12 protein-coding genes are annotated in these 23,265 nt (G+C 69.3%); 4 read left to right on the top strand and 8 right to left on the bottom strand.

Annotated features, from left to right (window positions below; genetic code table 11):
* Positions 1–63 precede the first annotated feature (63 nt).
* Positions 64–1,083: a sugar ABC transporter substrate-binding protein gene (locus tag ACIQ6Y_RS20225; RefSeq protein ID WP_404040599.1), complete on the bottom strand. Its 1,020-nt coding sequence runs from the start codon at positions 1,081–1,083 to the stop codon at positions 64–66.
* 353 nt (positions 1,084–1,436) lie between these two features.
* Between ACIQ6Y_RS20225 and ACIQ6Y_RS20220 the strand changes: the two genes are divergently transcribed.
* Positions 1,437–3,998, top strand: coding sequence for a GH32 C-terminal domain-containing protein (locus ACIQ6Y_RS20220; RefSeq protein WP_404040597.1), 2,562 nt, complete (start codon positions 1,437–1,439; stop codon positions 3,996–3,998).
* Between the two features lie 26 nt (positions 3,999–4,024).
* Positions 4,025–4,318, top strand: a complete 294-nt coding sequence (locus ACIQ6Y_RS20215; protein WP_404040594.1) for a putative quinol monooxygenase — start codon at positions 4,025–4,027, stop codon at positions 4,316–4,318.
* A gap of 129 nt (positions 4,319–4,447) precedes the next feature.
* Here the strand turns inward: ACIQ6Y_RS20215 and ACIQ6Y_RS20210 are convergent, their stop codons facing one another.
* From ACIQ6Y_RS20210 to ACIQ6Y_RS20200, 3 genes are all read right to left on the bottom strand, one after another.
* Positions 4,448–5,707, bottom strand: a complete 1,260-nt coding sequence (locus ACIQ6Y_RS20210; protein ID WP_404040592.1) for a PP2C family protein-serine/threonine phosphatase — start codon at positions 5,705–5,707, stop codon at positions 4,448–4,450.
* 134 nt (positions 5,708–5,841) lie between these two features.
* Positions 5,842–6,420: a GNAT family N-acetyltransferase gene (locus tag ACIQ6Y_RS20205; RefSeq protein WP_404040589.1), complete on the bottom strand. Its 579-nt coding sequence runs from the start codon at positions 6,418–6,420 to the stop codon at positions 5,842–5,844.
* Positions 6,421–6,907: 487 nt separating this feature from the next.
* Complete coding sequence (locus tag ACIQ6Y_RS20200; RefSeq protein ID WP_404040586.1) at positions 6,908–10,825, bottom strand: CHAT domain-containing protein; 3,918 nt, start codon at positions 10,823–10,825, stop codon at positions 6,908–6,910.
* A gap of 563 nt (positions 10,826–11,388) precedes the next feature.
* Between ACIQ6Y_RS20200 and ACIQ6Y_RS20195 the strand changes: the two genes are divergently transcribed.
* The gene (locus ACIQ6Y_RS20195; protein ID WP_404040583.1) at positions 11,389–14,349 is read left to right on the top strand and encodes a hypothetical protein; all 2,961 of its coding nucleotides are present in this window, start codon (positions 11,389–11,391) and stop codon (positions 14,347–14,349) included.
* A gap of 5 nt (positions 14,350–14,354) precedes the next feature.
* Positions 14,355–18,929 (top strand): peptidoglycan-binding protein, encoded by a 4,575-nt coding sequence (locus ACIQ6Y_RS20190; protein WP_404040580.1) that lies wholly within the window; start codon positions 14,355–14,357, stop codon positions 18,927–18,929.
* Positions 18,930–19,232: 303 nt separating this feature from the next.
* On the opposite strand, the gene ACIQ6Y_RS20185 is transcribed toward ACIQ6Y_RS20190, so the two are convergent.
* From ACIQ6Y_RS20185 to ACIQ6Y_RS20170, 4 genes are all read right to left on the bottom strand, one after another.
* Positions 19,233–21,083 (bottom strand): DUF6528 family protein, encoded by a 1,851-nt coding sequence (locus ACIQ6Y_RS20185; RefSeq protein WP_404040577.1) that lies wholly within the window; start codon positions 21,081–21,083, stop codon positions 19,233–19,235.
* Between the two features lie 672 nt (positions 21,084–21,755).
* On the bottom strand, positions 21,756–22,139 hold the full coding sequence (locus ACIQ6Y_RS20180) for a hypothetical protein (RefSeq protein WP_404040574.1): 384 nt from the start codon (positions 22,137–22,139) through the stop codon (positions 21,756–21,758).
* Positions 22,136–22,576 (bottom strand): hypothetical protein, encoded by a 441-nt coding sequence (locus ACIQ6Y_RS20175; RefSeq protein WP_404040571.1) that lies wholly within the window; start codon positions 22,574–22,576, stop codon positions 22,136–22,138. The genes ACIQ6Y_RS20180 and ACIQ6Y_RS20175 overlap by 4 nt, the downstream gene beginning before the upstream one ends.
* Positions 22,577–22,793: 217 nt before the next feature.
* The gene (locus ACIQ6Y_RS20170; protein ID WP_404040568.1) at positions 22,794–23,126 is read right to left on the bottom strand and encodes a hypothetical protein; all 333 of its coding nucleotides are present in this window, start codon (positions 23,124–23,126) and stop codon (positions 22,794–22,796) included.
* Between the last annotated feature and the right edge of the window lie 139 nt (positions 23,127–23,265).

Genomic DNA, 23,265 nt, shown 5'->3' with positions numbered 1-23,265 from the left:
GTCGGGAAGGCGGGAGCGGGCCGCCGGCTTGCGGGTGGACGGGTCCGGCGGAGCCCGGGGCGATCAGCCCCAGCAGTTGTCCAGGCCGTACGCGGTGTCCTCGGACGTGATCCCGTTCTGTGCCTTGTCGGTGACGAGGGTGACGCCGGTGTCGGTGTAACCGGACGCCTTCTTGCCGTCCTTGGCGTACGTCACGACGGCCTCGACGCCTTGGGCGGCCATCTTCAGCGGGTACTGCTGGGAGGTGGCGGCGATCTTTCCGTCCTTGACCGCCCGGGTTCCCGTGCAGCCGCCGTCGACGGACACGATCAGGACGTCCTTCTCCCGGCCCTTGGCCTTGAGGGCGGTGTAGGCGCCGAGGGCGGCGGGTTCGTTGATGGTGTAGACGACGTTGATCCCGGGCTCCTTCTGGAGGCAGTTCTCCATGGCCGTCTGGCCCTTGGCCTGGTCGCCGCCCGTGTCCTGGGAGCAGACCACCGCCGGGTCCTTGTCGTCGATGCCGAAGCCCTTCAGGAAGCCGTCGTGCCGCTGGACCCCGACGGAGACGCCCGGCGCCAGGTCGAGGGTGGCGATCTTGGGCGTCCTGCCCTTCATGGCGGCCTTGGCGTACTGGCCGATCAGCTCGCCGGCCCTGAGGTTGTCGGTGGCGAAGAGAGCGTCGACCGCGCTGTCCGGCTCGGTCGGGGTGTCCAGGGCGATGACCAGCACGCCCTTGGCGCGGGCCTTCTCGATGGCGGGCACGATCGCCTTGGAGTCGCTGGGGGTGATCAGGATGCCCTTCACGCCCGAGGCGACCATGTTCTCGATCGCGGTGACCTGACCGGCGTTGTCGCCGTCGAACTTGCCCGCGGCGGTGACGAGTTCGGCGCCGTTCTCCTTGGCGGCCTGCTCGGCACCCTCCTTCATCTTCACGAAGAACGGGTTGGTGTCGGTCTTGGTGATCAGGCCGACCTTGACGCCGCCCGAGCCGTCGGCCGAGTCCGATCCGGAGCCGGATCCGCAGGCCGTCAGGGTGAGGGCCGCGAGGCCCGTGCAGGCGGCGGCCTTCAGCAGGGAAAGGTGCGGGCGAGGGATGCGAGACATGAACGACTCCTGCGGGATTGCGAAGGGCGCGGTCGGCAGCGGTGCGTGCCGCCCCGAGGTGTCATCGTTGACTTATGTCATCGTTGACACTGCTTGCCGAGGATGATGTACGGGTCCGTGCGGCAACGTCAATGCCTTCCCCCTGTCACAAATCGGCAACGTCCCGCCCGACTTGACCTGAGGTGGGGCTTCCGTGCGGGCCTGGCCGGGGTCAGCGCGCCACGGGCGTTGACGCCCTGGCCGGATTGCCCCCATCATCGGGCCACTCGATGTCATCGATGACACAAGTCAACGATGACACCCCTTGTCGATGCCGTGGGACGACGGCACCGACAGTCAGGAGACGAGGCACCATGAGCCCTGTTCACGCACCCCGCCAGGCCCGCACCCGGCTGATCGCGGCGGTGGCGACCGTCTGCGCCCTGTCCGCCACCCCGCTCGCGCCCCGGGCCGTAGCCGCAGACACCCCGCCGTACACCGAGACCTACCGGCCCCAGTTCCACTTCACACCGCAGGCGAACTGGATGAACGACCCCAACGGCCTCGTCTACCACGACGGCGAGTACCACCTCTTCTACCAGTACAACCCGGACGGCAACTCCTGGGGGAACATGTCCTGGGGCCACGCGGTGAGCAAAGACCTCGTGCACTGGCAGGAACTGCCGCTCGCCCTGCCGCACGACGCCGAGGAGATGGTGTTCTCCGGCAGCGCGGTGGTCGACCGCGACAACACCACCGGCTTCGGCACCCGCAAGAACCCGCCGATGGTGGCGATCTACACCAGTCACCACAAGTCCACCGGCCGGCAGGCCCAGTCGCTCGCGTACAGCACCGACCGCGGCCGCACCTGGACCAAGTACCCCGGCAACCCCGTCCTCGACATCGGCTCGACGGAGTTCCGCGACCCCAAGGTCCAGTGGTACGCGCCCACCAGAAGCTGGCTGATGACGGTCTCCCTGTCCACCGAGCACAAGGTGCGGTTCTACTCGTCCAAGAACCTCAAGGACTGGAACCCGCTGAGCGAGTTCGGACCTGAGGGCGCGACGGGCGGCGTGTGGGAGTGCCCCGACCTGTTCCCCCTTCCCGTCGACGGGGACGAGAACAACGTCAAATGGGTCCTGGTCGTCAACATCAACCCCGGCGGCATCGCGGGCGGTTCGGCCGCCCAGTACTTCGTCGGCGACTTCGACGGCAAGAAATTCACCGCCGAGGACAAGGGCACCTACACCCCTCCCGCCGGCACGGTCGTCCAGGACTTCGAGAGCACCGACTTCGGCACCTGGACGACCACCGGCACCGCGTTCGGCCCGGGCCCGGCCGGCGGAGCGCTGGACGGGCAGGGCACCGTCGGCGGCTTCGACGGCAACGGCCTGGCCAACAGCTTCCACGCCGGAGACGCGGCCACCGGCACCCTCACCTCGCCCCCCTTCACCGTCGACCGCCCCTACCTCAACTTCAAGGTCGGCGGCGGACGCCACGGACACACCGACGGAACCGTCCTGGACCGCGGACCCGTGCCCGAGGGAACCGTCCTCGCGGACTTCGAGAGCGGCAGCTACGGCGACTGGACGGCGACCGGCGACGCCTTCGGCACCGCACCGGCCACCGGCACCCTCGCCGGACAGCAACAGGTCTCCGGCTATCTGGGCGACGGCCTCGTCAACACCTTCCTCCAGGGCGACTCGACCACCGGCACGCTCACCTCGCCCGAGTTCACCCTCGACAAGCCCTACATCGACTTCCTCATCGGCGGCGGCACGCACCCCGCCGCCTACGCCGACCGCACCGCCGTCGAACTCCTCGTCGACGGCAAGGTCGTGCGCAGCGCCACCGGCACGGACACCGAGGCCCTGAACTGGGCCGCCTGGGACGTCCGCGACCTCGCCGGACGCAAGGCGCGGATCAGGATCGTCGACGACAACACCGGCGGCTGGGGCCACATCAACGTCGACCACATCGTGCTGTCCGACACCCGGGCGCAGCCCGTCTCCGATGCCACGTCCGTCGACCTGATCGTCGACGGCCAAGTCGTCCGCACCGCCACCGGGGCCAACAGCGAGACGCTGGACTGGGCCTCCTTCGACCTGCGCCCCTACGCCGGCAAGGAGGCCCGGATCCGGATCGTCGACATGAACACCGGCGGCTGGGGCCACATCCTCGCCGACCGCTTCACCACCGCCGACGCCCCCGCCGAGTCCGCCGTGCAGCGCGCCGACTGGGCCGATCACGGCAAGGACTACTACGCGGCCGTCTCCTGGGAGAACGCGCCCGGTGGCAAGCGCTACATGATCGGCTGGATGAACAACTGGGACTACGCCGGCGCCACCCCCACCACACCCTGGCGCGGCGCGCAGACCGTGCCCCGGGAGATGGCCCTGCGTACCGTCGACGGCAGGATCCGGCTGACCAGCAGCCCCGTGAAGAGCCTGACCTCCCTGCGCGAGAGCGTCCCGGCGAGCGCCGCCGGCGTGACCGTCACGAACACCTCCCAGCCGCTGACCGCCCCCGCCGTCACGGGCCAGGCACTCGACATCGAGGCCACCTTCTCCCTGAAGGACGCCGAACGGTTCGGTCTGAAGGTGCGCACCGGCGCCGGGGGAGAGCAGACCGTCATCGGCTACGACGCCACGACACGGGAGCTGTACGTCGACCGCACCCACTCCGGCGCCGTGGACTTCCACAGCACCTTCCCCGGCGTGCAGCGGGCGCCGTTGCAGCCCAAGGACGGCAAGGTGAAGCTGCGCATCCTCGTCGACCGCTCCTCCGTCGAGGTCTTCGGCGGCAACGGCGAGGCCGTCATCACCGACCAGATCTTCCCCGACCCCGACAGCCAGGGGGTGCAGATCTTCGCCGAGAACGGCTCGGCCCGGCTCGACCAGGCCCGCGTCTGGCACCTCGGCTCCTACCGGGACTGACCCCCGACCACGAAGGGCACCCCACAGTGCACAAGACCCTGCTCGCCGAGTTCACCGCCCGCGAGGGCGCCGAGGCCGAAGTCGCCCGCCTGCTGCGGGACTACGCCCATCAGGTGCGCAAGGAGGACGGCAACCTCGCCTTCGACGTGTACACCAAGGAAGCGCGACCACGCGCCTTCTGGATCTTCGAGGTGTACCACGACGAGGACGCCTTCCAAGCCCATCTGAACGCCCCCTACGGCGGCCCGTTCAACGCCGCGCTCACCCCGCTCATCGAGGAGGACGCCTCCGTGCTGACCTTCCTCCGCCCGCTGCCCTGACCCACGGGAGATCCGGGCGCGCAGGCCCCTGGCCCAGGTCGGGCTGGGGGCCAGGGATCAGACACGGCACCGCGCGGCCCTGGTCGACGACGCACGGGCCCCTGGCCGTCGGAACTTGTCTGGGGGCGATCACGACGGCTGAGGCGTGAAGCCCAGGCGGACGACGACCATGGCGATGTCGTCGATCGCCCCGCTGGCGAGGCCGAGGCGGGCGAGGAGGGCGTCGGCGAGGTGTTCCGCGCTGAACTCGGTGCAGGTGGCGAGCGTGGAGGTGAGTCGGCTCAGGCCGGCGTCGATGTCCTCACCGCGGCGTTCGATCAGGCCGTCGGTGTAGAGGATGAGGGTGTCGCCGGGGGCGTAGGTCGACGTGGCCTGGGGGCGGGGAACATGTTCGGGGCGGGCGCCCAGCGGTGGGTCGGTGGCCTGGTCGAGCATTTCGCAGGTGCCGTCCGGGTGCAGCAGGACGGGCGGGGGGTGGCCGGCGCTGCTGTAGATCAGCAGTTTGCTGTGACAGTCGACCAGGACCTGGACGCTGGTGGCGGCCAGTGCTCCCTCGATCGAGCGGGCGTACAGCCCCAGGGCTTCCAGGGCCTGGGCGGGGCCGGGGACGGTGCGGGTGGCGGCGCTCAGGGCGCTGCGGAGCATGCCCATGACAGTGGCGGCCGTCAATCCGTGGCCGACCACATCGCCGACCGCGACGGTGAAGCGGCCCGCGGGCAGGTCGACCACGTCGTACCAGTCGCCGCACACGTTCAGGGCTCCGACTGCGGGCAGGTAACGCACGGCGACGTCCGGGTGCTGCGCCAGGTCCGGAGTGTGGAGCATGGCTTCTTGCAGGGCGACGGCGACGCGCCGTTCACGGGCGTGGGCCTGCCGCAGTTCCTCGTTCAGCTTCTGCAGCTGCCGCGCCCGGGCGTACAGCTCGGCCTCCATGGCCGCCTCCCGGCCGGGGCTGACCGGCGGCAGGTGCGAAGTGCGGCGGGCGAGGACGAGGTCGGTCATGTCCTCGGACCGGTGGATGATCCATGCGACCTGTCCGTCCGGGCCGAGGACGGGCACGTTGATCGCGGTCCACCACCGCTCCTTGAAGACCTCGGGGTCGTCGGCGATCGGGATGTCGTACTTCTGCAACGCCATGTGATCCGCCTGGCCGGAGGCCAGGACGCGGTGCAGCGAGGCCTTCAGCGTCGACACCCCGTCGGCCTCCGGGTCGGCGGGGTTGTCCGTGAAGGCGTCGAACAGGTACTGCCCGATCAGCTCGCCCCGGCTCCGTCCGGTCACCTCGCAGAAGGCCGCGTTGGCATCGGCGATCACCAGGTCCGTGCCGAGCACCAGGCACGGGCTTGGAAGGGCGGCGAACACCGCCGTGTAGTCGATCTCCGGTGTCACACGCGTTCCCTGCCACGAGCTCGTCTCTTCAATCTACGTAGGGTCCGCCTCCTGCGCTCCCCCAGCGTGGTCGGGCAGCCGGATCACGTTGCTGTGACCGGCCCCTCAGAGCCGAACGTGCACCTTCGGCCTGATCATCGGAGTGCGGCTGGGATCGGCACGGTCGACGGCCGCCACTCCCGCTTGAGCAACCCGAACACCCACGAGTCGGACACCTCGCCGTTCACGATGCAGTCCTCCCGCAACGTCCCTTCCCGTACGAATCCGATCTTCTCCAGGACCCGGGCGGATGCCAGGTTGCGCGTATCGGTCTCGGCCTGAACTCGATTCAGGTCCAGCGTGTCGAATGCCCACCGCAGCAAGGCGTGCGCAGCCTCCGTCGCGTAGCCGCGGCCCCACATCGCATCGCCGAGGACGTAGCCCAACGACGCGCTGCGGTAGTCCGGGTTCCATCCGGTCAGACCGCACCAGCCGACGAACGCCCCGTCAGAAGCACGGTCGACAGCCACCCGCGCCCCGGTGCCTTCGTCCTCCATCTTCCGGCACATCGCGATGAAGCGCTCCGCACGGGCCCGGTCGTTCCACGGCGCGGAGTCCCAGTAGCGCAGCACATGGGCACTGCTATGCAGCGCGAAGAGGGAGTCCGCGTCGGCGTCGGTGAAGGGGCGCAGCCGCAGGCGAGCGGTGTGCAGTAGGGGAGTGGCCAAAGTCATGCGCACCATGCTGCGCCCTCATAGGGCGGGGAGAACACCGAATATCCAACCCCGTGCCGGCCATGGAAGCGGCCTCGGGTCTCGAATGCGGGGCTTTCCCCAGAGGCGATGGAAGGCGAGTACTGGCTGATCACGAGCGCGGACAGCGGCGCTTTCGTCGCGGTTTCCGCAACTCCGACCGACGGAACTTCCGCCGTCTACATCACGGAGTGGGATCTGCTGGAGCCGAACGACATCGGACAGTCCCCGTACCGGACGTAGATGCCGGGCTGATCATTCCTCCTGACCCGCCGCGGATCGCTGGCAGTTGTGGCCTGATCCCACCGGCCGGCGGGAAAGAGCCGACCAGGGTGCGGCACAGTTGCGAGCGGAGGCGCGGGACTCGGGCCCCGCGATCCAGTCCGGAAAGGTCACGAGCCTGTTCGGCGAGTACGAGGTGCCTTGGGGTTGGGACGATTCGAGGGTGGCCTTCTGCGACAACTGGGTTTCAGGCTCCGGCGTGGAGATGCGCCGCCCACACGGAGGGTGCCTGTCGCCGGTCATAGCCGGGTGGCAGGTCGTGGCCGTCTCGTACGCGCCGTACGGCCTCATGGAGAGCGCGGGCCGACCGGTCGGGGTCCAGCGCTGTGGAGTCGGACTTCAGACCCTCGTAGAACGCTTCGGCGATGCGGACGGCGATCCTGTCGTCGATTCCCCACAGGGTGCCGATCACGTGCGGAAAGCCGGCGAGTTGGAAGGCGGAGGCGAGGTGAATGGCCTCGTCCAGCAGGCTGGTGGTGTCGATGGCCGCGGTGCGGCAGGCAGAGAGGTACGCCAACTTGGCCTGGTCGAGAGCCACCGGGGCGAGGCTCTGCACGGTGAGGGGATCGCTGTCGTGGTCGTGGAGCAGCAGCAGGCTCTTCGAGGGGTCGGTGGGGTGGCTGGCGCCGTGGCAGGCGAAGTGGGCGATCGCGCAATGAGGCAGGTGTGCGAGGACGTTGGCCTTCGTCGGCGTGGACGGTGTGGGATCCGCAGGCGCGTCGGTGGGGTCCGGCTCGCGCAGTAGTACGGAGTCGGGCAGGCGGGCCTGCAGCATGGCAGCTTCCGCATCGACGAAGTGCAGCCGGCCAGGCACCTGTGGAGTGGTCGGCATGGCGACGATCAGGGCCCCGGCAGCGGTGGTGCCGGCTGCCCGCCGGGAAGCGCGCTCGCGGGCGTACCGTAATGCGCGCACGGTCGGGGTGTATGAGGAGACCACCCGGTCCATGACGGTACGCCTGTGCGGATCGTCGGCCGGATCGCTGTGATGTCCCGCGGCGTGCAAGGGAAGCAGACCCAGCAGCCCGCCCGGCGCCCACCACACCCGAGGCAAGGGTTCCTCCTGACGCCCGCTTGCCGCGGCCGCGGGCTGGCGGTCATGTTCGAGGGCTTCCAGCACAGGGCCCATGGCAGCGTCCCACAGCCACCGAAGGACCGCGAGGAGTGTCTTCTGCGCCTGTTCCCGCTCGGCCAGGTCTGCTCCCGACCTGGCCAGATGCAGTGCGTGCCGGAAGGTGTTGACGGTGTCGACCACAGTGCGGGGGACGAGGTCCGTGAGGGCGAGGCTGGTGATGCCGTGGGTGGTGAGGAGCAGGGCGTCGCTGCGGTCGGTATGGACGTTGAACACCACCACGGGGCCGTGGGAGGCCTCGGTGATGAGCTCGTCGATGGCGGGGGGAAGGCCGAAAGAGGCAAAGCGGCCCAGGCGGTGGATTTCGGCCAGGGTGTCGCTGAACTCCTCTGCCAGCCGGTGCCGGTCCCGCGCTGTGCGCTCCTGACGCAACTTCAGAGAATCGCCGGCATCACTGGGCCCGGTGGAGACAGGGGCGTTTGCGGGCTGGTCGAGCTGCTTGCGTTGCTCGGCGAACCGACGGGCCAGCTCGGGATGGTGCTCGCTGAGATCGGTCAGGTCGCTGCGGGTGTCCAGCGCCTGACCGAGCAACACCGCACGGCCCGCCTCCAGCAGTCCCAGTGCTCGTTCCGCGCGCTCGGACGCGCTCCCGCCCGGTGCGGCGAGCGCTCGCGCAGCAGCAGCACCGGCCAACCCGGCGAAGCTGCCGATGGCGTGTTGCTGGTCGCCGCGCTCCAAACGGCGTGGCACCACCTGAGGCAGCAGCCGGACTGCTGCCTCCGTCACGTCAGCCGCCCGCTGGGCATCACCGGACCGGGTCAGGAGGCCGGCCGCCGAGATCCCTGCGTGGATGCGGATCGAGGGAGCAGCCGAAGCTGCATCCAACGCCTTCAGCCAGGCGTTCACCGCAGCGGTCAAGTCCTGCGCCGTGCACGACCGTTCGTACCGGGCCTGCAACGAGCTCGCGAGGTTGGACTGGCGAGGTGCGAGGTCGGGATGGTCGGCGGGGGTGGCGTCCACGGCCTCGTGGAAGCGGTCGATGGCCATGTCCAGGTCCTGCGCCGCGCTGGTCCGTTCGTACCGGGCCTGCAAGGCGGTCCCGAGGTTGGACAGATACATCGCACGGCTCGGGTGGTCGCCGGGGGTGGTGTCCACGGCCTCTCGGAGGTGGTCGACAGCCCGCTGAAGATCCGTGAGCGCACCAAGCCGCTCGAACCTGGCCTGCAGCGAGATCCCGAGGTTGGACAGGCGAGGCGCGCGTTCGGGATGGCCGACGGGGGTGGTGTCCACGGCCTGTTGCTGGAGCTGGACGGCGGTCTGCAGATCCGCCTCCTCACCCGTGCGCTCGTATCGAATACGCCGGGCGTCCGCGAGGTTGGACAGGTATCTCGCATGGCTCGGGTGGTCGGTGGAGGTGGTGTCGACGGCCTGTTGGTGCCAGTGGACGGCGTTCTCCAGGTCCGCGACCGCACCGGTCCATTCGAACCGGGCCTGCAACGCGATCCCGAGGTTCGACAGCATGGCCGCGCGGTCGGGGTGGTCGACGGGAGTGGTCTGCACCGCATCCCGGTGGCGATCGACGGCAGAGTCCAGATCCGCTACCTCACCGTTCCACTCGAAACGGGTCTGCAGCGCGGTCCCGAGGTTGGTCAGGCGAGCTCCACGGTCGGGGTGGTCGGTGGGAGTGGTGGCCACGGCCTCGTGGTGGTGCTGGATGGCGGCCTGCAGATCCTCCCTGGCGCCGGTCCTTTCGTACAGGATCTCCAGTGCGGCGCCCAGGTGGGACAGGTAGCCCGCGCGGCTCGGGTGGTTGGCGGGAGTGGAGTTCACCGCCTTGCGGAAGCAGTCGACGGAGGTCTTCAAGTCGGCCTCTTCACCCCTGCGCGAGAACCGGCCCTGGAGCGCGGTGCCCAGGTTGGAGAGAGAGGCCGCACGGCCGGGGTCGTCGGCGGGGGCGGACCTCACCGCCTTTTCGAAGCAGTCGATGGAGGTGTCCGAGTCGGTTTCTTCAGCGCTGCGTGCGAACCGGGCCTGCAGTGCGATGCCGAGGCTGGACAGGCGGGCCGCGCGTTCAGGATGAGCGGGTGCGGTGGCCTCCACTGCCTCGGTGAAGCAGTCGATTGCGGCGTCCAAGTCCGCCGTCGCAGCATTTTCCTCAGCTCGACGCTGCAGCGCGAGCCCGAGACTGTAGAGGGCGACCGCACGGTCGGGGTGGCCGGCGGGGGTGTCCACGGCCTCTTGGAGGCGGCCGACGGCGGCCTCCAGATCCGCCGCCACACCGGTCCGCTCGAACCGGGCCCGCAAGGCGGCCCCGAGGTTGGACAGATACATGGCACGGTCGGGGTCGTCGAGGGGGCTTGCCTCCACGCCCTCTTGCAGGCGGGTGACGGCAGCATCGAGGTCATGCATCCCGCCCCTGTGCTCAAATCGACGCATGAGGGCGATCCCGAGGTTGGTCAGGAGTCCCGCGCGGTCCGCGTGACCGAGGGGCGTGGCCTTCATCGCCAGCCGGAAACAGTCGATGGCGGTCTCCAGGTCCGCATCGGCCTCACCCCGGTCGAACCGCATACGCAGGGCAGATCCCAGGTTGGACTGGTATCCGACACGACCGGGGTGGCCGGCGGGGGTGGCCAAGAGGATGCGTCGCCACAGGTCCACCGTGGCGGAGAGCAGATCCGGCTCCGGCTCCGGTGACAGTTGCGCCTGCTCGAGCATCTGGTGGGCGTGCCAAGCTGCAGCTTCGGCAAGGTGGGGCAGCAACGGCTTCGGCAGACCATCGAGACCGGCAACGAAGCAGGGGGTGAATGCCTGAACAGCGGACTGCAGATCCTGCTCGCTGGCGGGCAGGGCACGAGAGCGATACCAGTGGAACCATCCCAGCACGAGACGGATCTCCAAGTCCTCCTGCGCGGGGAGAAGATCTGCCAGTTCCCGGGCCTGGCGGACAGCTTCCACTTGCAGGACCGAGGAGAGATCGCGGGTCTCCTCGACCTGCCGGAGCCGCGCCCACATTGCCGCCAGTGCTTCCGAGCGCATGTGCCCCCCAGGTGTCTTACCTTCCGTGATGCTAGTAGAACAATCCGTGACGCGGCAGAGCGCGTCAGCGGCACCCATATCGCCAACCCCTCTTCATCGACATCCAGTTGCCGTTCGAGGCAAGGAGGCGTTCGGGTGGGCCTTGAGCGATTCGGTTGAATCGTCGACGAGTTGATGCCGGCCCTCGGGCCCCCGTACGGGGTCCAGTGGCGGGCACGCGACGCCGGAGTGAAGATGAGGGTGAGGTCAGCGGCGTCGTCGCGACTGTCCCACGATTCTCACGACCTCGATCGAGGCGTTTCCCCATGGCATTCCACACCGCTCGCCCTGTCGTCCTGCGACGCTTTGACGAGATGCGCGACCATTCCGGCGGGGGCCATCACGGTGGAGGGCACGGCGACGGCCGGGGTGATCACTTCGACGGAGACTTCCGCGGGCACAGGCCCGACCGGGACGGGCCCTTCGACGGAGACGACCGTGGCCACGGTCCCCGTCCCCGTCCGAGGCCCTCGGAGCCGGACCGTCCAGAGGACCCCGGGGACGTTGTCGAAGGACCCTTCCGCGTGGTGCGGCCGGCGGACATGCTCGTCGTCGACATCAGCCTGGTCAATCTGCGCTTCGACGGACACCGCCTGGTGCCGCGGGATCCGGGTGCACCGGCGTTCGTCCTGGCCGGACTGCCGCCGCAGCACGTCGTGGAGCAGTCCATCATCGTAGGAAGCACGCCTCCGCCCGGTCCCGTCAAAGCGTTCACCTGCGGGCCGACGACACTGGCCTTTTCGCTGCCGGCAGACCTGGACGGCCTGGATCTGTCACTGGAGGCGTTGCTCGACTGGGAGCGGCTCGTGCCGTTGACGGTTCCGGTCGGCCTGCAGAACCCGGACGCCCCTGGGTCGACGGTCTTCCAGGGTGTTCCCAGAAGCGTCATCGAGTTTCCCGCCCGGTTGCTGATCACCTACGACGAGCCGGTGGACTGGCTGAGCCGGCCGGAGCCCCACGAGTCCGACGGACGTACCGCGTTGTGGCACGCGCGACTGCACGGCACACAGGACGGAGACGTACTGCTGCGGGCCTTCGCGGCGGTCGGCGACCGGGGCCCGCTCCTGGTGGACGGCCCGCTCACCGCCGGGAACCTGGACGACCTCGTCACACTCACCAGCCGGGCCGAACTCGTCGTACCGGGCGACGTCCCCATCGACGTCCCGAGCGCACCCTTGCACGTCGAGCAGTTCATGGTCACCCCGCTGGGGGCGTCGGTCCACCTGCACGGAGTCTGGGAGGCTCCGCACGAGGGCGACAAGACCCGGTACCTGTCGGCCGGGCGGCCCTTCCCGGAGCTGGAGGCGTACGACCACATCGCGGGACTGGGACGCGACCAGTACGTACGCGTGGTGACCAGGGGCCACTTGACCACCGGTCACCGGGCCTCCCACGTACGGGAGTTCCGCCGCGTGTTCGTCGCCCGCCCGAACGACGGAATCGTTGCCTACCTGCAGCAGGAGGACCGCATCATCGTCAAGCAGCCGGAGGTCCAGTACGGGCAGGGCACCGGTTTCACGTTCGCGGGACGGGAGATGCCGTTCGGCAGTCTGCGCATCACGGACCGCACGACCCCGCTGATCCAGCCGCCCTCGACGACGCAGCGGGACGAGACCGATCCGAGGAAGCCACTCCGGGACCGCGACGCCTTCTGGGTGAGGCTCCTCGGCGGAGCCGACCACCAGTTCACTCTCATCGGCACGGACTGCGAGGGCAGGACGGTCAGCTTCCAGATGCCGCTCGTGTTCGTACCCGATGGACTCGTCGATCCCGAGCCCCAGTTGGAGGCACTGCACGCAGAAGTCCCCGGCCGCATGACCTGCCAGTTGGGCGGTCAGGTGATGGCCATGGCGCAGCCTCCGGCCGATGCCCCCGGCAGCACCAGCCACGCGGTCAGCACCCTGACCTTCGGGCTCGGGAGCATCGCGCGCAACTCCGGCGAGCAGGACCGCTACGTGGTCGGCCGGCCCTACGTGCGGGCGGCGACCGTACACGTCCCCGCCGTGGAGGAGTTCCTCCCGAACGCCGGTGACGTGCAGGTCAAGTTCAACGGCACCTATCTCCAGCAGACCATGGAGAAGCACCCGGCAGGCGCATACCTAGAGCTTCAGAACCCGATCCCGCTCGCACTCGGGACGGAGCAGGCCGGTGGTGTCGCCAGCCCGAAGACCGTCCTGAAGCTGATCACCGCGCAGGCGGGTGTCGTTCCGGACCTGTACAAGACGGACGCGACCGGGGCGGTCGTCGGCGCCCTTGACGTCGATGACATCAGAAAGGCGTTCGGCGGAGCGAAACTGCTCGGCACGATCCCCCTGGACAAGTTCCTGCCGGGCATCCCCGACGGCCCCCTCGGGACGCTCCAGCAACTGGGCGACGAGCAGATCGAGGCCATCCTGCGGGCCCCCGACGGTCTGCTGCCCGCTCCTGTTCTGCGGGTCCGGGACCTGGTGGACGGGCAGGGCAAGGAACTGCGCTACGTGTGGAAGACCAAGCTGGGCGAGCGGCCGGACCCAGGGCCCGGCGAGTCGCCGCTTCCCGTCATCATGGACAACGCCATGCTGACGCTCGACGCCCGGACCGTCCGCTCGCAGGACGCCCTGGACAAGTCCACGGTGCAGGGCAAACTGACCGACTTCGCATTGGACTTCGCCGACATCGCCCGCGTGCACATTTCAGAGCTCACCTTCAGGGCGGGCGCGGGGAAGAAGCCCGACATCACGGCCAGCGGCCTGGAGCTGACGTTCGTCAAGGACCTGGAGTTCATCAACACCCTTCGCAGCGCGCTGCCCGCCGACGTCTTCGGAGCCGGCGCTTACGTGGACGTCACCTCCCATGACATCCGGGCCGGCTACAAGTTCGCGCTTCCGGCCCTGGAAATCGGTGTGTTCAGACTGGCGAACGTCTCGCTCACCGCCGAGCTGGTCATCCCCTTCGAGGGCGACGAGGGAGTCGCGTTCCGCTTCGCCGTCTCCGAGCGAGAGCACCCCTTCAACGTCACCGTGTCCCTGCTCGGTGGAGGCGGCTATTTCTCCATGCTGGTCGACACGACCGGTCCACGACAGATCGAGGGGGCCATAGAGTTCGGCGGCGCCGCGGCGCTGAACATCGGCGTCGCGCGCGGCGGGGTCTCGATCATGGCGGGCATCCGCTTCACGCTGAGCAAAGGAGAGGATGGGCACGACACGGTCTCTCTCAGCGGCTACCTGCACTGCAGCGGCTTTCTGTGCGTACTGGGTATCGTCACGGTGTCCGTCGAGTTCTACCTCGAACTGACCTACGAGAAGCACGGACACCAGTCGGTGGTCCGTGGAAAAGGCACGCTCACGGTCAGCGTACGGATCGCCTTCTTCAGCAAGTCCGTGACGCTCGAACTGGAGCGCAGCTTCTCCGGCGCCCCGGGCGACCCGACCTTCGCCGAGTGTGTCCCGCTGGAACCGTACTGGCGCGAGTACTGCGAGGCGTACGCCCCCCAGACCCATGGGTGATGTCCATGTCCCTCGAACAGCACATCAACTGGACGGTCCTGCCGGCCGGGCTCTCGGACGACGGCACCCAGGTGCGTGTCTCGGTGTTCGTGGCACCGCGGCTGCAGCCCGAGGGGACGAACGCAACGCTGGCCGAGTTCCCCGACTTCCTCAGATGGCCCGAGAAGGTCATGGCGGCCACCTTCGAGTTCGCCACCGCCGACGGCAGCGTGACCCCACCCGTGCCCGCGTCCTTCACCGGTGCGCTCGCGCCGCAGGGCCCGGCGCCCGACATGGACCTGTGGACGAGTCTTTTCCACGAGGGCACGCCGTTGGAGCCCTACTCGGGCGATGCGCCGCAGGGGGACATGCGCAGCTACTCGGCTCAGGAAGTCCGCGGTTTCACCAAGCGCGTCTACGCCACGGCGGCGACGGACCATCCCGAGGCACCGCCCAGGACGAACGATCTGCTGCGCGCTCAGTCGGCTGCCCTCGTGGGCGAGGGGGCGACGCTGGCCGCTGAGGGCGGGCCTGCCGTTTCTCGTGACGATGCCGTTCCTCCGGAGCTGGCGAACCTGGAAGCGTTCCACCGACCCTCGAACGCCGACGGATCCGCAACCGGCGTGCCGTCGCTCGGAGCCGAGTCGCTGGCTCCCGTCCAGCCGCCTGCCGACGGACAGCCGGTGGCCGGTCCTGAGGAACGCTCACGGCAACCGTCCCTCGACTTCCATACGATGCTCACCTCGCTCGGCGACCACCCTGTGTTGCTCCGGCGCCTCGGACTGGTCCTCGACTTCGTCCTGCCGGCCGACCTCCCCGAATCAGTGGATGGCGAGCGGTTGCTGACGGTCATCCCCCGATGGGACCCGCAGTTGGGTCCCCGCTCGCACGACGTGCCCTGCTTCACCCGCTACTTCTTCGGCGTCGACCCCCTGTCCTCGGATCCGCCCGCGCCCGGCCGCCGTGTCTTTCTGCCCGCTCAACCGCAAACCGGCGGCGATCCACTGGCGTCGCCGTCGCGGGGCCTCGTCGCGCTCACAGAGACCGACTTCTCCGTCGAGCAGGGGGACGTCGACGGCGCCGCGCTGAAGATGCTGCGGGCTCCCGAGGACGCCAAAGGCCTGTCCCCGATGCGGGCCCAAGGCATCTCCCTGATCAGAAACAGTCGTATGGGCGTCCTGCAGGAAGAACTCGGCCGGGCGAACGAGCACAATCAGGCCTTCAACGAGGTGGTCGGACAGCAGCGGATGCAGCGGGCACAGCCCCCGGACGGCGACGCGGGAAGTCCGGGGGCCGCGGAACCGGCCCCGGACGACGGTCAGCACCAGCCCACCGCCCCCGTACTCGCCGCCAAGGACCTGGTCCGCGGCCACCGGATCGACATCTGGGACGAGCAGCGCAGGAGATGGTTCTCGCTGCACGCCCGCGAGGTGGAATACCGGCGGCCCCAGGACGGACCGCTGCTGCTGACGGCCACTGACGAGGGCTTCTTCCAGGCCCACCTGGTCTCACCGCCGAACGATGCGGCGCTCTACGTACCCGAGCCGCTGGCCGTCTGGCGCGGATGGTCCCTGTCCGCGCCGCGCCCGGGTCTCCTCCTGGACACCGCCGAGGGAGACCCCGACAACCAGGAAGCCCCCAACGCTCCGGTGGCACCCCGGAACGAGGCGCCCCCGGGACTGCCGTTGGAGATCACGATCAAGGCGGCCCGCGGTTCACTTCCCCCACTGCGGTACGGCCACGCGTACCGGGTGCGGCTGCGCACCGTCGACCTGGCGGGCAACGGACTCGACCTCAGGCAGGCCGACGCCCTGATGCACCTGCCCGACGTGGCGGCGCCTGACCGGCCGCTGGTCTTCCAGCGGTTCGAGGCCGTACCGGCGCCGGCAGTGGCACCGAGACGGCCGCTCGCCGAAGGCGCCTCCACCTTCCGGATGGTGATCCGCAGCAGCCCGGGGGACCGGCCGCCACCCGCTGCTCCTCCCGCCACTGTGGGAGACGGGACGAGGGTCCTCCTGGCCAATGTCCGGCCCCACTTGACCAATGACGACATCCGCGTCGTCCAGACGGCACTCATGGCCATGGGCCACCCCCTCCTGGGCGGCGCCGACGGCGACTTCGGCGACCAGACGAGGGCTGCCTATGCCGAAGAGCAACGCAGCCAGGGCTTCTCCGGTCACGATGCCGACGGCACACCCGGCTGCCAGTCCCTGACCGAGCTGGGGCGCAAGGCCGGCTTCACCGTCGACTGCGGCCCCGGCTCGCAGCCGGCCCCGACAGCCGGCATTACGGCGGAGCAGTACGCCGCGGAGTTCAACCGGTCCTCGCTGGTCACCGAACGAGGACACGTCCCCTACCAGGGCGTCGACGAACGCCATGTCGTCGCACCGAAGACATCGCTGCAGTGCGTGGAATGGCACGGCCTGCTGGACGAGGCCATCGGCTCCACCGACCACGCCGTCCAGGACGCGATCTACGAACTGGCCGTGCGCGAGAGCGGCTCCCTGGACGACCCCGGCCCGGACGTCCGACTGGAGCCCGTCGAGTCACCGGCGGCGGACCCCGACCACCCCGCGGTGACCGCCCTGCACACGGGCGAACAGGTCGACATGCGGGGCCTCCCCGACCCCCTGGCCCGCGGAACCGCCCTGTTCGACCTGCCGGGAATGCCCGCAGGACAGCCGTTCCTCGTCCCCTGGGACGGCGACGTCTGGCACCGTCCCAAGTCCTTCCGGCTGAGGCTGGCCGAAGGCACCGCGCCACCCCACTTCGACCAGGCGTCCCGGGTCCTCACCGTGTCGCTGCCCAAGGGCGCCATGGCCACCGTACGGGTGTGCTCCGGCATCGACTTCGACGCGGACCTCATGGGCATGGCCTCCTGGTCCCGGGCTGTGGCGGGGGACAGCGAGGCCGAGCGGACGAAGACCGACCGCGCGCTGGAACTGGCCGCGGAGAATCGCCACTGGATGTTCACTCCCTGGCACGAGCTGACCCTCGTCCACGCGGTCCAGAAGCCGCTGAGGACACCGGTACTGAACGTGCCTCCGCCGACGCAAGAGCGCGCTCGGAACGCGACCGCCGAACATCTCGCCGGCACCATCGCGCTGGACGAGAACAGCACGGGCAGAATCGATGTGATCGCGGAGTGGAGCGAGGTGACGGACGAGGGCCCCGACGGGACCGTCACCCGGACGATGACCACGCCGGTGTTCGGACTGCTCACGGCGAGGGCGGTCCCGACCGGCACTCCCGGCGCGGACCCCGCCCTCATCCGCGACGGCGTACTGACGTTCAGCACCAAGGCGGCCGAGGACAAGGCCACGGCCGACGGGGTCCCGCCCCTCCTCACGAAGCACGAGTTCGGCGACACCAAACACCGCGTGGTCCGCTATCGCCCGCTGGCGGGCAGCCGCTTCGGCGACTACTTCCCTTTGCCGTTCGCCGAGCCCGGCCGGGGCGAGCTGACCGTACAGGGCGCCGCGCAGGAGTACTCGGTGCCCAGCAGCGCGGCGCCCACCGCACCGCGGGTCCTGTACTGCGTACCCACGCTGTCCCTGGACCAGGCCGACGGGCCGTCCGGTGCCATCGTCCGACGCAGGCGCGGCGGAGGCATCCGGGTGTACCTCGGCCGCCCCTGGTTCTCCTCCGGAGAGGGCGAACTGCTGGGTGTGGTCCTCGGCGAGCCGCCCGGCGGCGACCCGACGTCCGCACGCGACGCCTGGGTCACCCTGATGGGCCGCGACCCCGTCCACCGCTCCGCGCCCGTCGTGGCCCCGACCCCGGACGTGTTCACCAACGCGGTGGGGCCGCCCAAGCCACTCGTTCTGCCCGCGCCCACCGGCCCGCTCCCCGTCACGGTCGTCGGATTCGCCCCGCAATTCGACCCGGACGAGAAAGGCGGACGCTGGTTCTGCGACCTGGAGCTGGACACCGGGGACACCTGTCTGCCCTTCGTCCGGCTCGCCCTGGTCCGCTACCAGCCCGACTCCATCCACGGAGCCGAGATCTCACCGGTCGTCCTCGCCGATGTCGTCCGCACCCTGCCCGACCGGGAAATCACGGTCAGCCCCGGCCGGCCGCTCTCGGTGAGTCTCACCGGCCCCTCCTGGGACCCAACCGGCTCCCTGCCGCCACAGATCACCGCGACTCTCCAGCGCCGCCACGGCGTCATCGGCGACGAAAACCTCGGCTGGGTGACCCTCGAGGACACCGTTACGCCCCTCATCTCGGTCGACGCGGAGTCGTCCCACACACCGTCCTACCGGGGCGAGATCGAGGTGGCTCAGGTGCGGCGCGGGGCACCCCTGCGTCTGCTGGTCATGGAGACAGAGGGCATCCCCACCGACGGCTCCACCCCCTTCACGCCCCAGGGACCGGTGATCTACTGCGACACCGTCGACCTCCCGTCCGGACACGACGGCCATCACGACGACGGCCGGCACGGCAGGCACGACGATGACGACGGGCACGGCGGGCACGGCGGGCGCGACGGGCACGACGGGCACGACGGGCACGGCGGGCGCGACGGCGATGGCGGGTTCGGTAGGCGTGATGGCGACGGCGGGTCCGGTAGACACGGCGGCCCCGACGGAGGACGGTGAGGATCGACCGGGCACACCACCGGCGCGACTCGGTCCGCCATCGCCGACTCAGCGTCGATGGAGCACTCCATGTTCCGCGCCAAATGGAGAGCCGTCGTACGGTCAAACGCCCTCACCGCAGCGGAGTCCGAAGTGCGGACGGTCAGCCCGAGGTCGCCCAGGAGCCCGGAGGCGAGGAACGGCCGTATGTTGGCGACGCCGCCGGAGACTTGGACATCCTTGTGCCCGGCGGCATCGGGGCCCTCACAGCATTCCGGCGGCGGTGCTGCCCGTCCCCCGGGGAGGACGGGCAGCGGCCCGGCGTCAGTTGTAGCTGGGCACCATCCAGCGCGCCCGGTAGTACTGGGCGTAGGTCTCGCGCCAGAACTCCTCATGGCGACCGGAGGAGTCCACGAAGGTGATCGCCGGCGTCGTCCAGTTGTCGGCTCCCGCGACGGGCGCGTGGCAGGCGGTGGGATCTCCCGCGCAAGTCGTGATCACGGTGCCGGAGACCGGGTCGTTGCCGACGCTCTTGGCCATGCCGCCCTTGTTGACCAGCGGTTCACGGGTGTAGTCCGTGCACCAGTGGTTGGTCCTCCCGTCGGGCGCCGTCGCGGAGGTCGGCCACCGGGACGAGACGTAGCAGGGCGTGGCTCCGGACTTGGAGAACTGGACGATCCCCGCGTTGGCCGACACCCACATCCGGTCGGGGTTGCCGTAGACGGGCTCGATGTCGTGGCCGTAGGCCACGGAGGTGCCGTTGGGGTTCATCGGCAGGGCGAATTTCTCGGGGCTCCCGAGCTTCCCGGTGCCGCTCGTGTAGTCGTAGCGGACGAGTTCGCTCTTCCCGACGGCCCACAGCGACTGGGTGTCCGGGTCGTACAGCACGCTGTGGGCGTCCTCCAGCGCCGCGGTGTACGCCGCGGTGGCGTAAGCGCTCGGCGCGTTGCCGATCGCGCCCTGGGCCTTGGTGAAGACCTTCACCTGGCCGGTTTTGGCCAGGGCCACGGCCACGTTGCCGTCCGGCAGGAGTTCCGCGCCGTGCAGGTTGGTGATGGAGCTGACGCCGACGTTGATGGCGAAGCGCGCCCCCGACAGAGCCGGGTACGGGACGACGGTGACGAGGCCGCTCTGCCCGTCCCCGACGACCAGGACCTGCTGGCCGCTGCGTCCTGGCGCGGCGTACGCGCCCGCGGGGCGCAGCCGGTGCTCCGTCCCGCCCGCGAACGGGGCCCGGAGCAGGTCGCCGTAGGGGTCCTGGAAGGAGTGATACGCGTCGGGGACCCATCGCTGGTAAGGGCCCGTCGCCGGCCACAGGGAGGGGTTGTAGGAGTCGTAGAACTCCAGCGCCGAGCTCGTGGCCGGGTAGCCGCCGTAGTTCACGGCGTACTCGTCGGCCGCGCCGATGACCGACGCGCCGGGGTTGAATTCCACTTCGAGTGTCGGCGTGTAGTAGGCGAGGTGGCAGGCGAAGTCGGTGGCGTTGGGGTTCATGGAGCAGAAGTCCTTGTACGCCACACTGCCGGACTCGCCGGCCGACAGGCGCAGGCCGTTGTTGGCCAGTGCCCCGGACGTCCATGCCTTGACCATGGCGGTCACGTCGAGCCGCTTGATCCCGTTCGAGGTGTCCGGGTCGGAGTCCACCGGCTGGTCCGGGCAGGTCGGATGTCCTATGCCGAAGTTCGCGGAGCTCTGGTAACCGGCGCTCAGGGCCGGCTGGTTGGCCCAGGTGATGGTGGACTGGCTCCAGGCGGCGGCGACCGGGTCGGCGTACATCCACCAGCCGTCGCAGGAGCCGGTGAAGGAGTTGTACAGCCGCAGGCTCGCGCTCTTGATGTTCGCGCCGCGCAGCTTGGAGACGTCGAACTGCAGGAAGCTGCGGTACTTGGTCGTGCCGTTGTCCGGCGTGCCGACGTGCAGGAGCTGCCCCCCGGAGTGGTCCGCGTCGTTCACGTTGGTGATGTAGGTGTCCTGCATCCGTGTGACGATGTTGCGCGGGCCGCTCTGGACGAACGGGGAGACAGCGGGGGTGACGGCGTACGCGGCGGGCGCGGGGGCCGTGGGGCCATGCGCGGCGGTCTCGTCGCCGGCGGGAGCGGTCACCAGCGAGGCGGCCAGTCCGGCACCGATCAGGAGCGAGGCCAGGCGAGGAAGTCTGCCTTTGTGGCGAATCATGCAGGAATCTTTCGGTGGTAAGGGAAGCATGACAGAAGATGAACGAATAATGTTCGTGTCACGAACGAGATGATCCTAGCCTCGATCTCTCGCGACGGCCCGCCGGTTTGTTCGACGGGTCGTTCTGGCTGTTCGGGCCGATCGTGGGCAGGGGGTTGTTTCCAACTTGCCTGAGGACAGGTGGTGTTGGCGTGGGGTTCGCGTACTGGAAGAGGTGAAGCTCCTGGCAGATGGGTTGTCGACCAAGATCAACCTGTCCGCCCGCAGCTAGGGCCTGTCGTTTGGATCATGCCGGCGTCGCGGGGTCTGGCACGCACTCCCCCACTGCCTTAAGGGCGTGGGGGGGGACCCCCAGCGGCGTTGTCGTCGGTTGCCGACTCCCCCACGCTCGAATCGAGCTCGCGCGGGGGGACCCCCATCGCGTCGACTCCCTCCTCCGCCTTGCAGCTGCACGCACCAGACCCCGCTCGACCCGGCCAAGAAGCGCAGTCCCTTTCAGCCGACCTGATCCAAACGACAGGCCCTAGGTGTGCTCATCGTCACCAGCAAGTACTCCCGCTGAGTCTCCACTCGCTACGGCGCCGGCGTCACGCTGGCCGGTCCGCGGTTCGGGGAGAGGGCCTTGGGGCGGCGGCCGCAGGTGCGAGACCGCGGCATGCGTTCAGCTTCGACTCAGCCGCCGAGCAACGTCGCAAGCGCGTGCTCTACGGCCGCCGCGGAGGCCAGGAGTCCCGCCACCGCCCCTGCGTCCTGGAGTGCCTGGTGCAGCCTGGCCAGTTGCCCTGGCGAAGCGTGGCCGGTCGCCGTGATCTCGTCCTCGACGCTTGCGAGTACCTCGTCCAGGGCATCGGTTTCGGGGCTGGGGACCAGCCGCTGCAGATCGTCACGCAATTGCCTGACCCCGGCCAACAGTTCGGCGAAATGCGGTTCCGTCGGCTCAGCATGGACACTCGCGTTGTGGACGGCATAGGAACTGTTGGTGTTGCTGATGGCCCCGATCAGGCCGCCGACGACCTTCTGGCCGAAGTTCAGCTCGCCATCGCTGCTCCTGCTCATGCGACCCCACCCTCTTCCACGGCCTCCGGGGCCGGCGATTGCATCGTACTGGCCGCAGTGTCCGCGGGCGTCTGCTGCGGGCTCGGCTGCTGAGTCGCTGACTGGGTTACTGCCTCACGGATCTGACGGATCTGACCCAGCTGTTGGAGTAGGGCGGGTGCTGCGGCCCCGACCGTCAAGGCACCGAGTGCCCCAGTCGCCTGACCGCTGGTCCCGAACGCCGTGGCAGCAGCCCCGCCGAGAACCAGTCGCGTAACAGCGATGGCCACCACTGGCGGCAGGTCTATGAAGTTGAGGAAGCTCGGAGGGTTCTTGCGCTTGTTGCCCGTCGGCGTCAGCCGAGCCGCGCGCCATTCGCCCAGCCGGTTGAAGAAGGCGACTGCTTCGATCAGCGCGCCGCCCGCCCCGCCGATCAGCATGTACTCGATCACCGTCACGTTGTCGCCCTCCCCGGGCCATGCTGAACGACCGCGTCCCATGCTGCCACTGCAGCTGCGCGTGCCTCAACGGTCCGGCCGGTCACTCCCAGGCCTTGTGCGGCACTCGGCTTGCGGATCCGTGGGAGCGCTGAGGCAGTCACCCGCCGGCCGCAAGGTCCACCGCATCCACTCCGAGCCCGTGACATCCGTGCGGATCACGCCCTGAGCTTGTTCTTCAACCTCCGTCGACGATGTACGGCGGTGTCGGTCGGTTCCAGATGGCGTCGGAACGGCTGATGATCTGTCTGAGCCGGCGGGCGCTTCGGGGCGACAGGGCCTGGACCACGGTGTCGAGGAGAGCGCGGGCTTCGAGGGGGTCACCACAGCAGTACCAGTGCACGTTGCCCCACTCGTAGTCGTGCCACAGCTCCCTCTCGGGGCGGTGGACGTAGTCCTTCCACATGAGCAGGGCCGCGCTGACGTCTCCCGGCTGCAGATAGTTGCGGCTGCGCTCGAGCCGGCCGATCTCAGCCAGCGTGCGCAGGGACAGCCCGTCGACGACCCGCACTGTGTCCTGTGTCCGGCGGCGGGGAACACCACCCCGGACGTGTCGCGGCCGTCTACGCGGCATGGCCCTTTCGGTGTGCTGTCATGCCGCACATGGTGCCACGACCTCGAACGAGTCTCGAACGGGTTCCCCCGCCTGA

Origin of the sequence: Streptomyces sp. NPDC096205 (assembly GCF_044763135.1) — a bacterium.
In the GTDB taxonomy this organism is placed as follows: domain Bacteria; phylum Actinomycetota; class Actinomycetes; order Streptomycetales; family Streptomycetaceae; genus Streptomyces.
The sequence above is the reverse complement of the archived record's forward strand: the minus strand, read 5'-3'. Positions and strand labels throughout refer to the sequence as shown.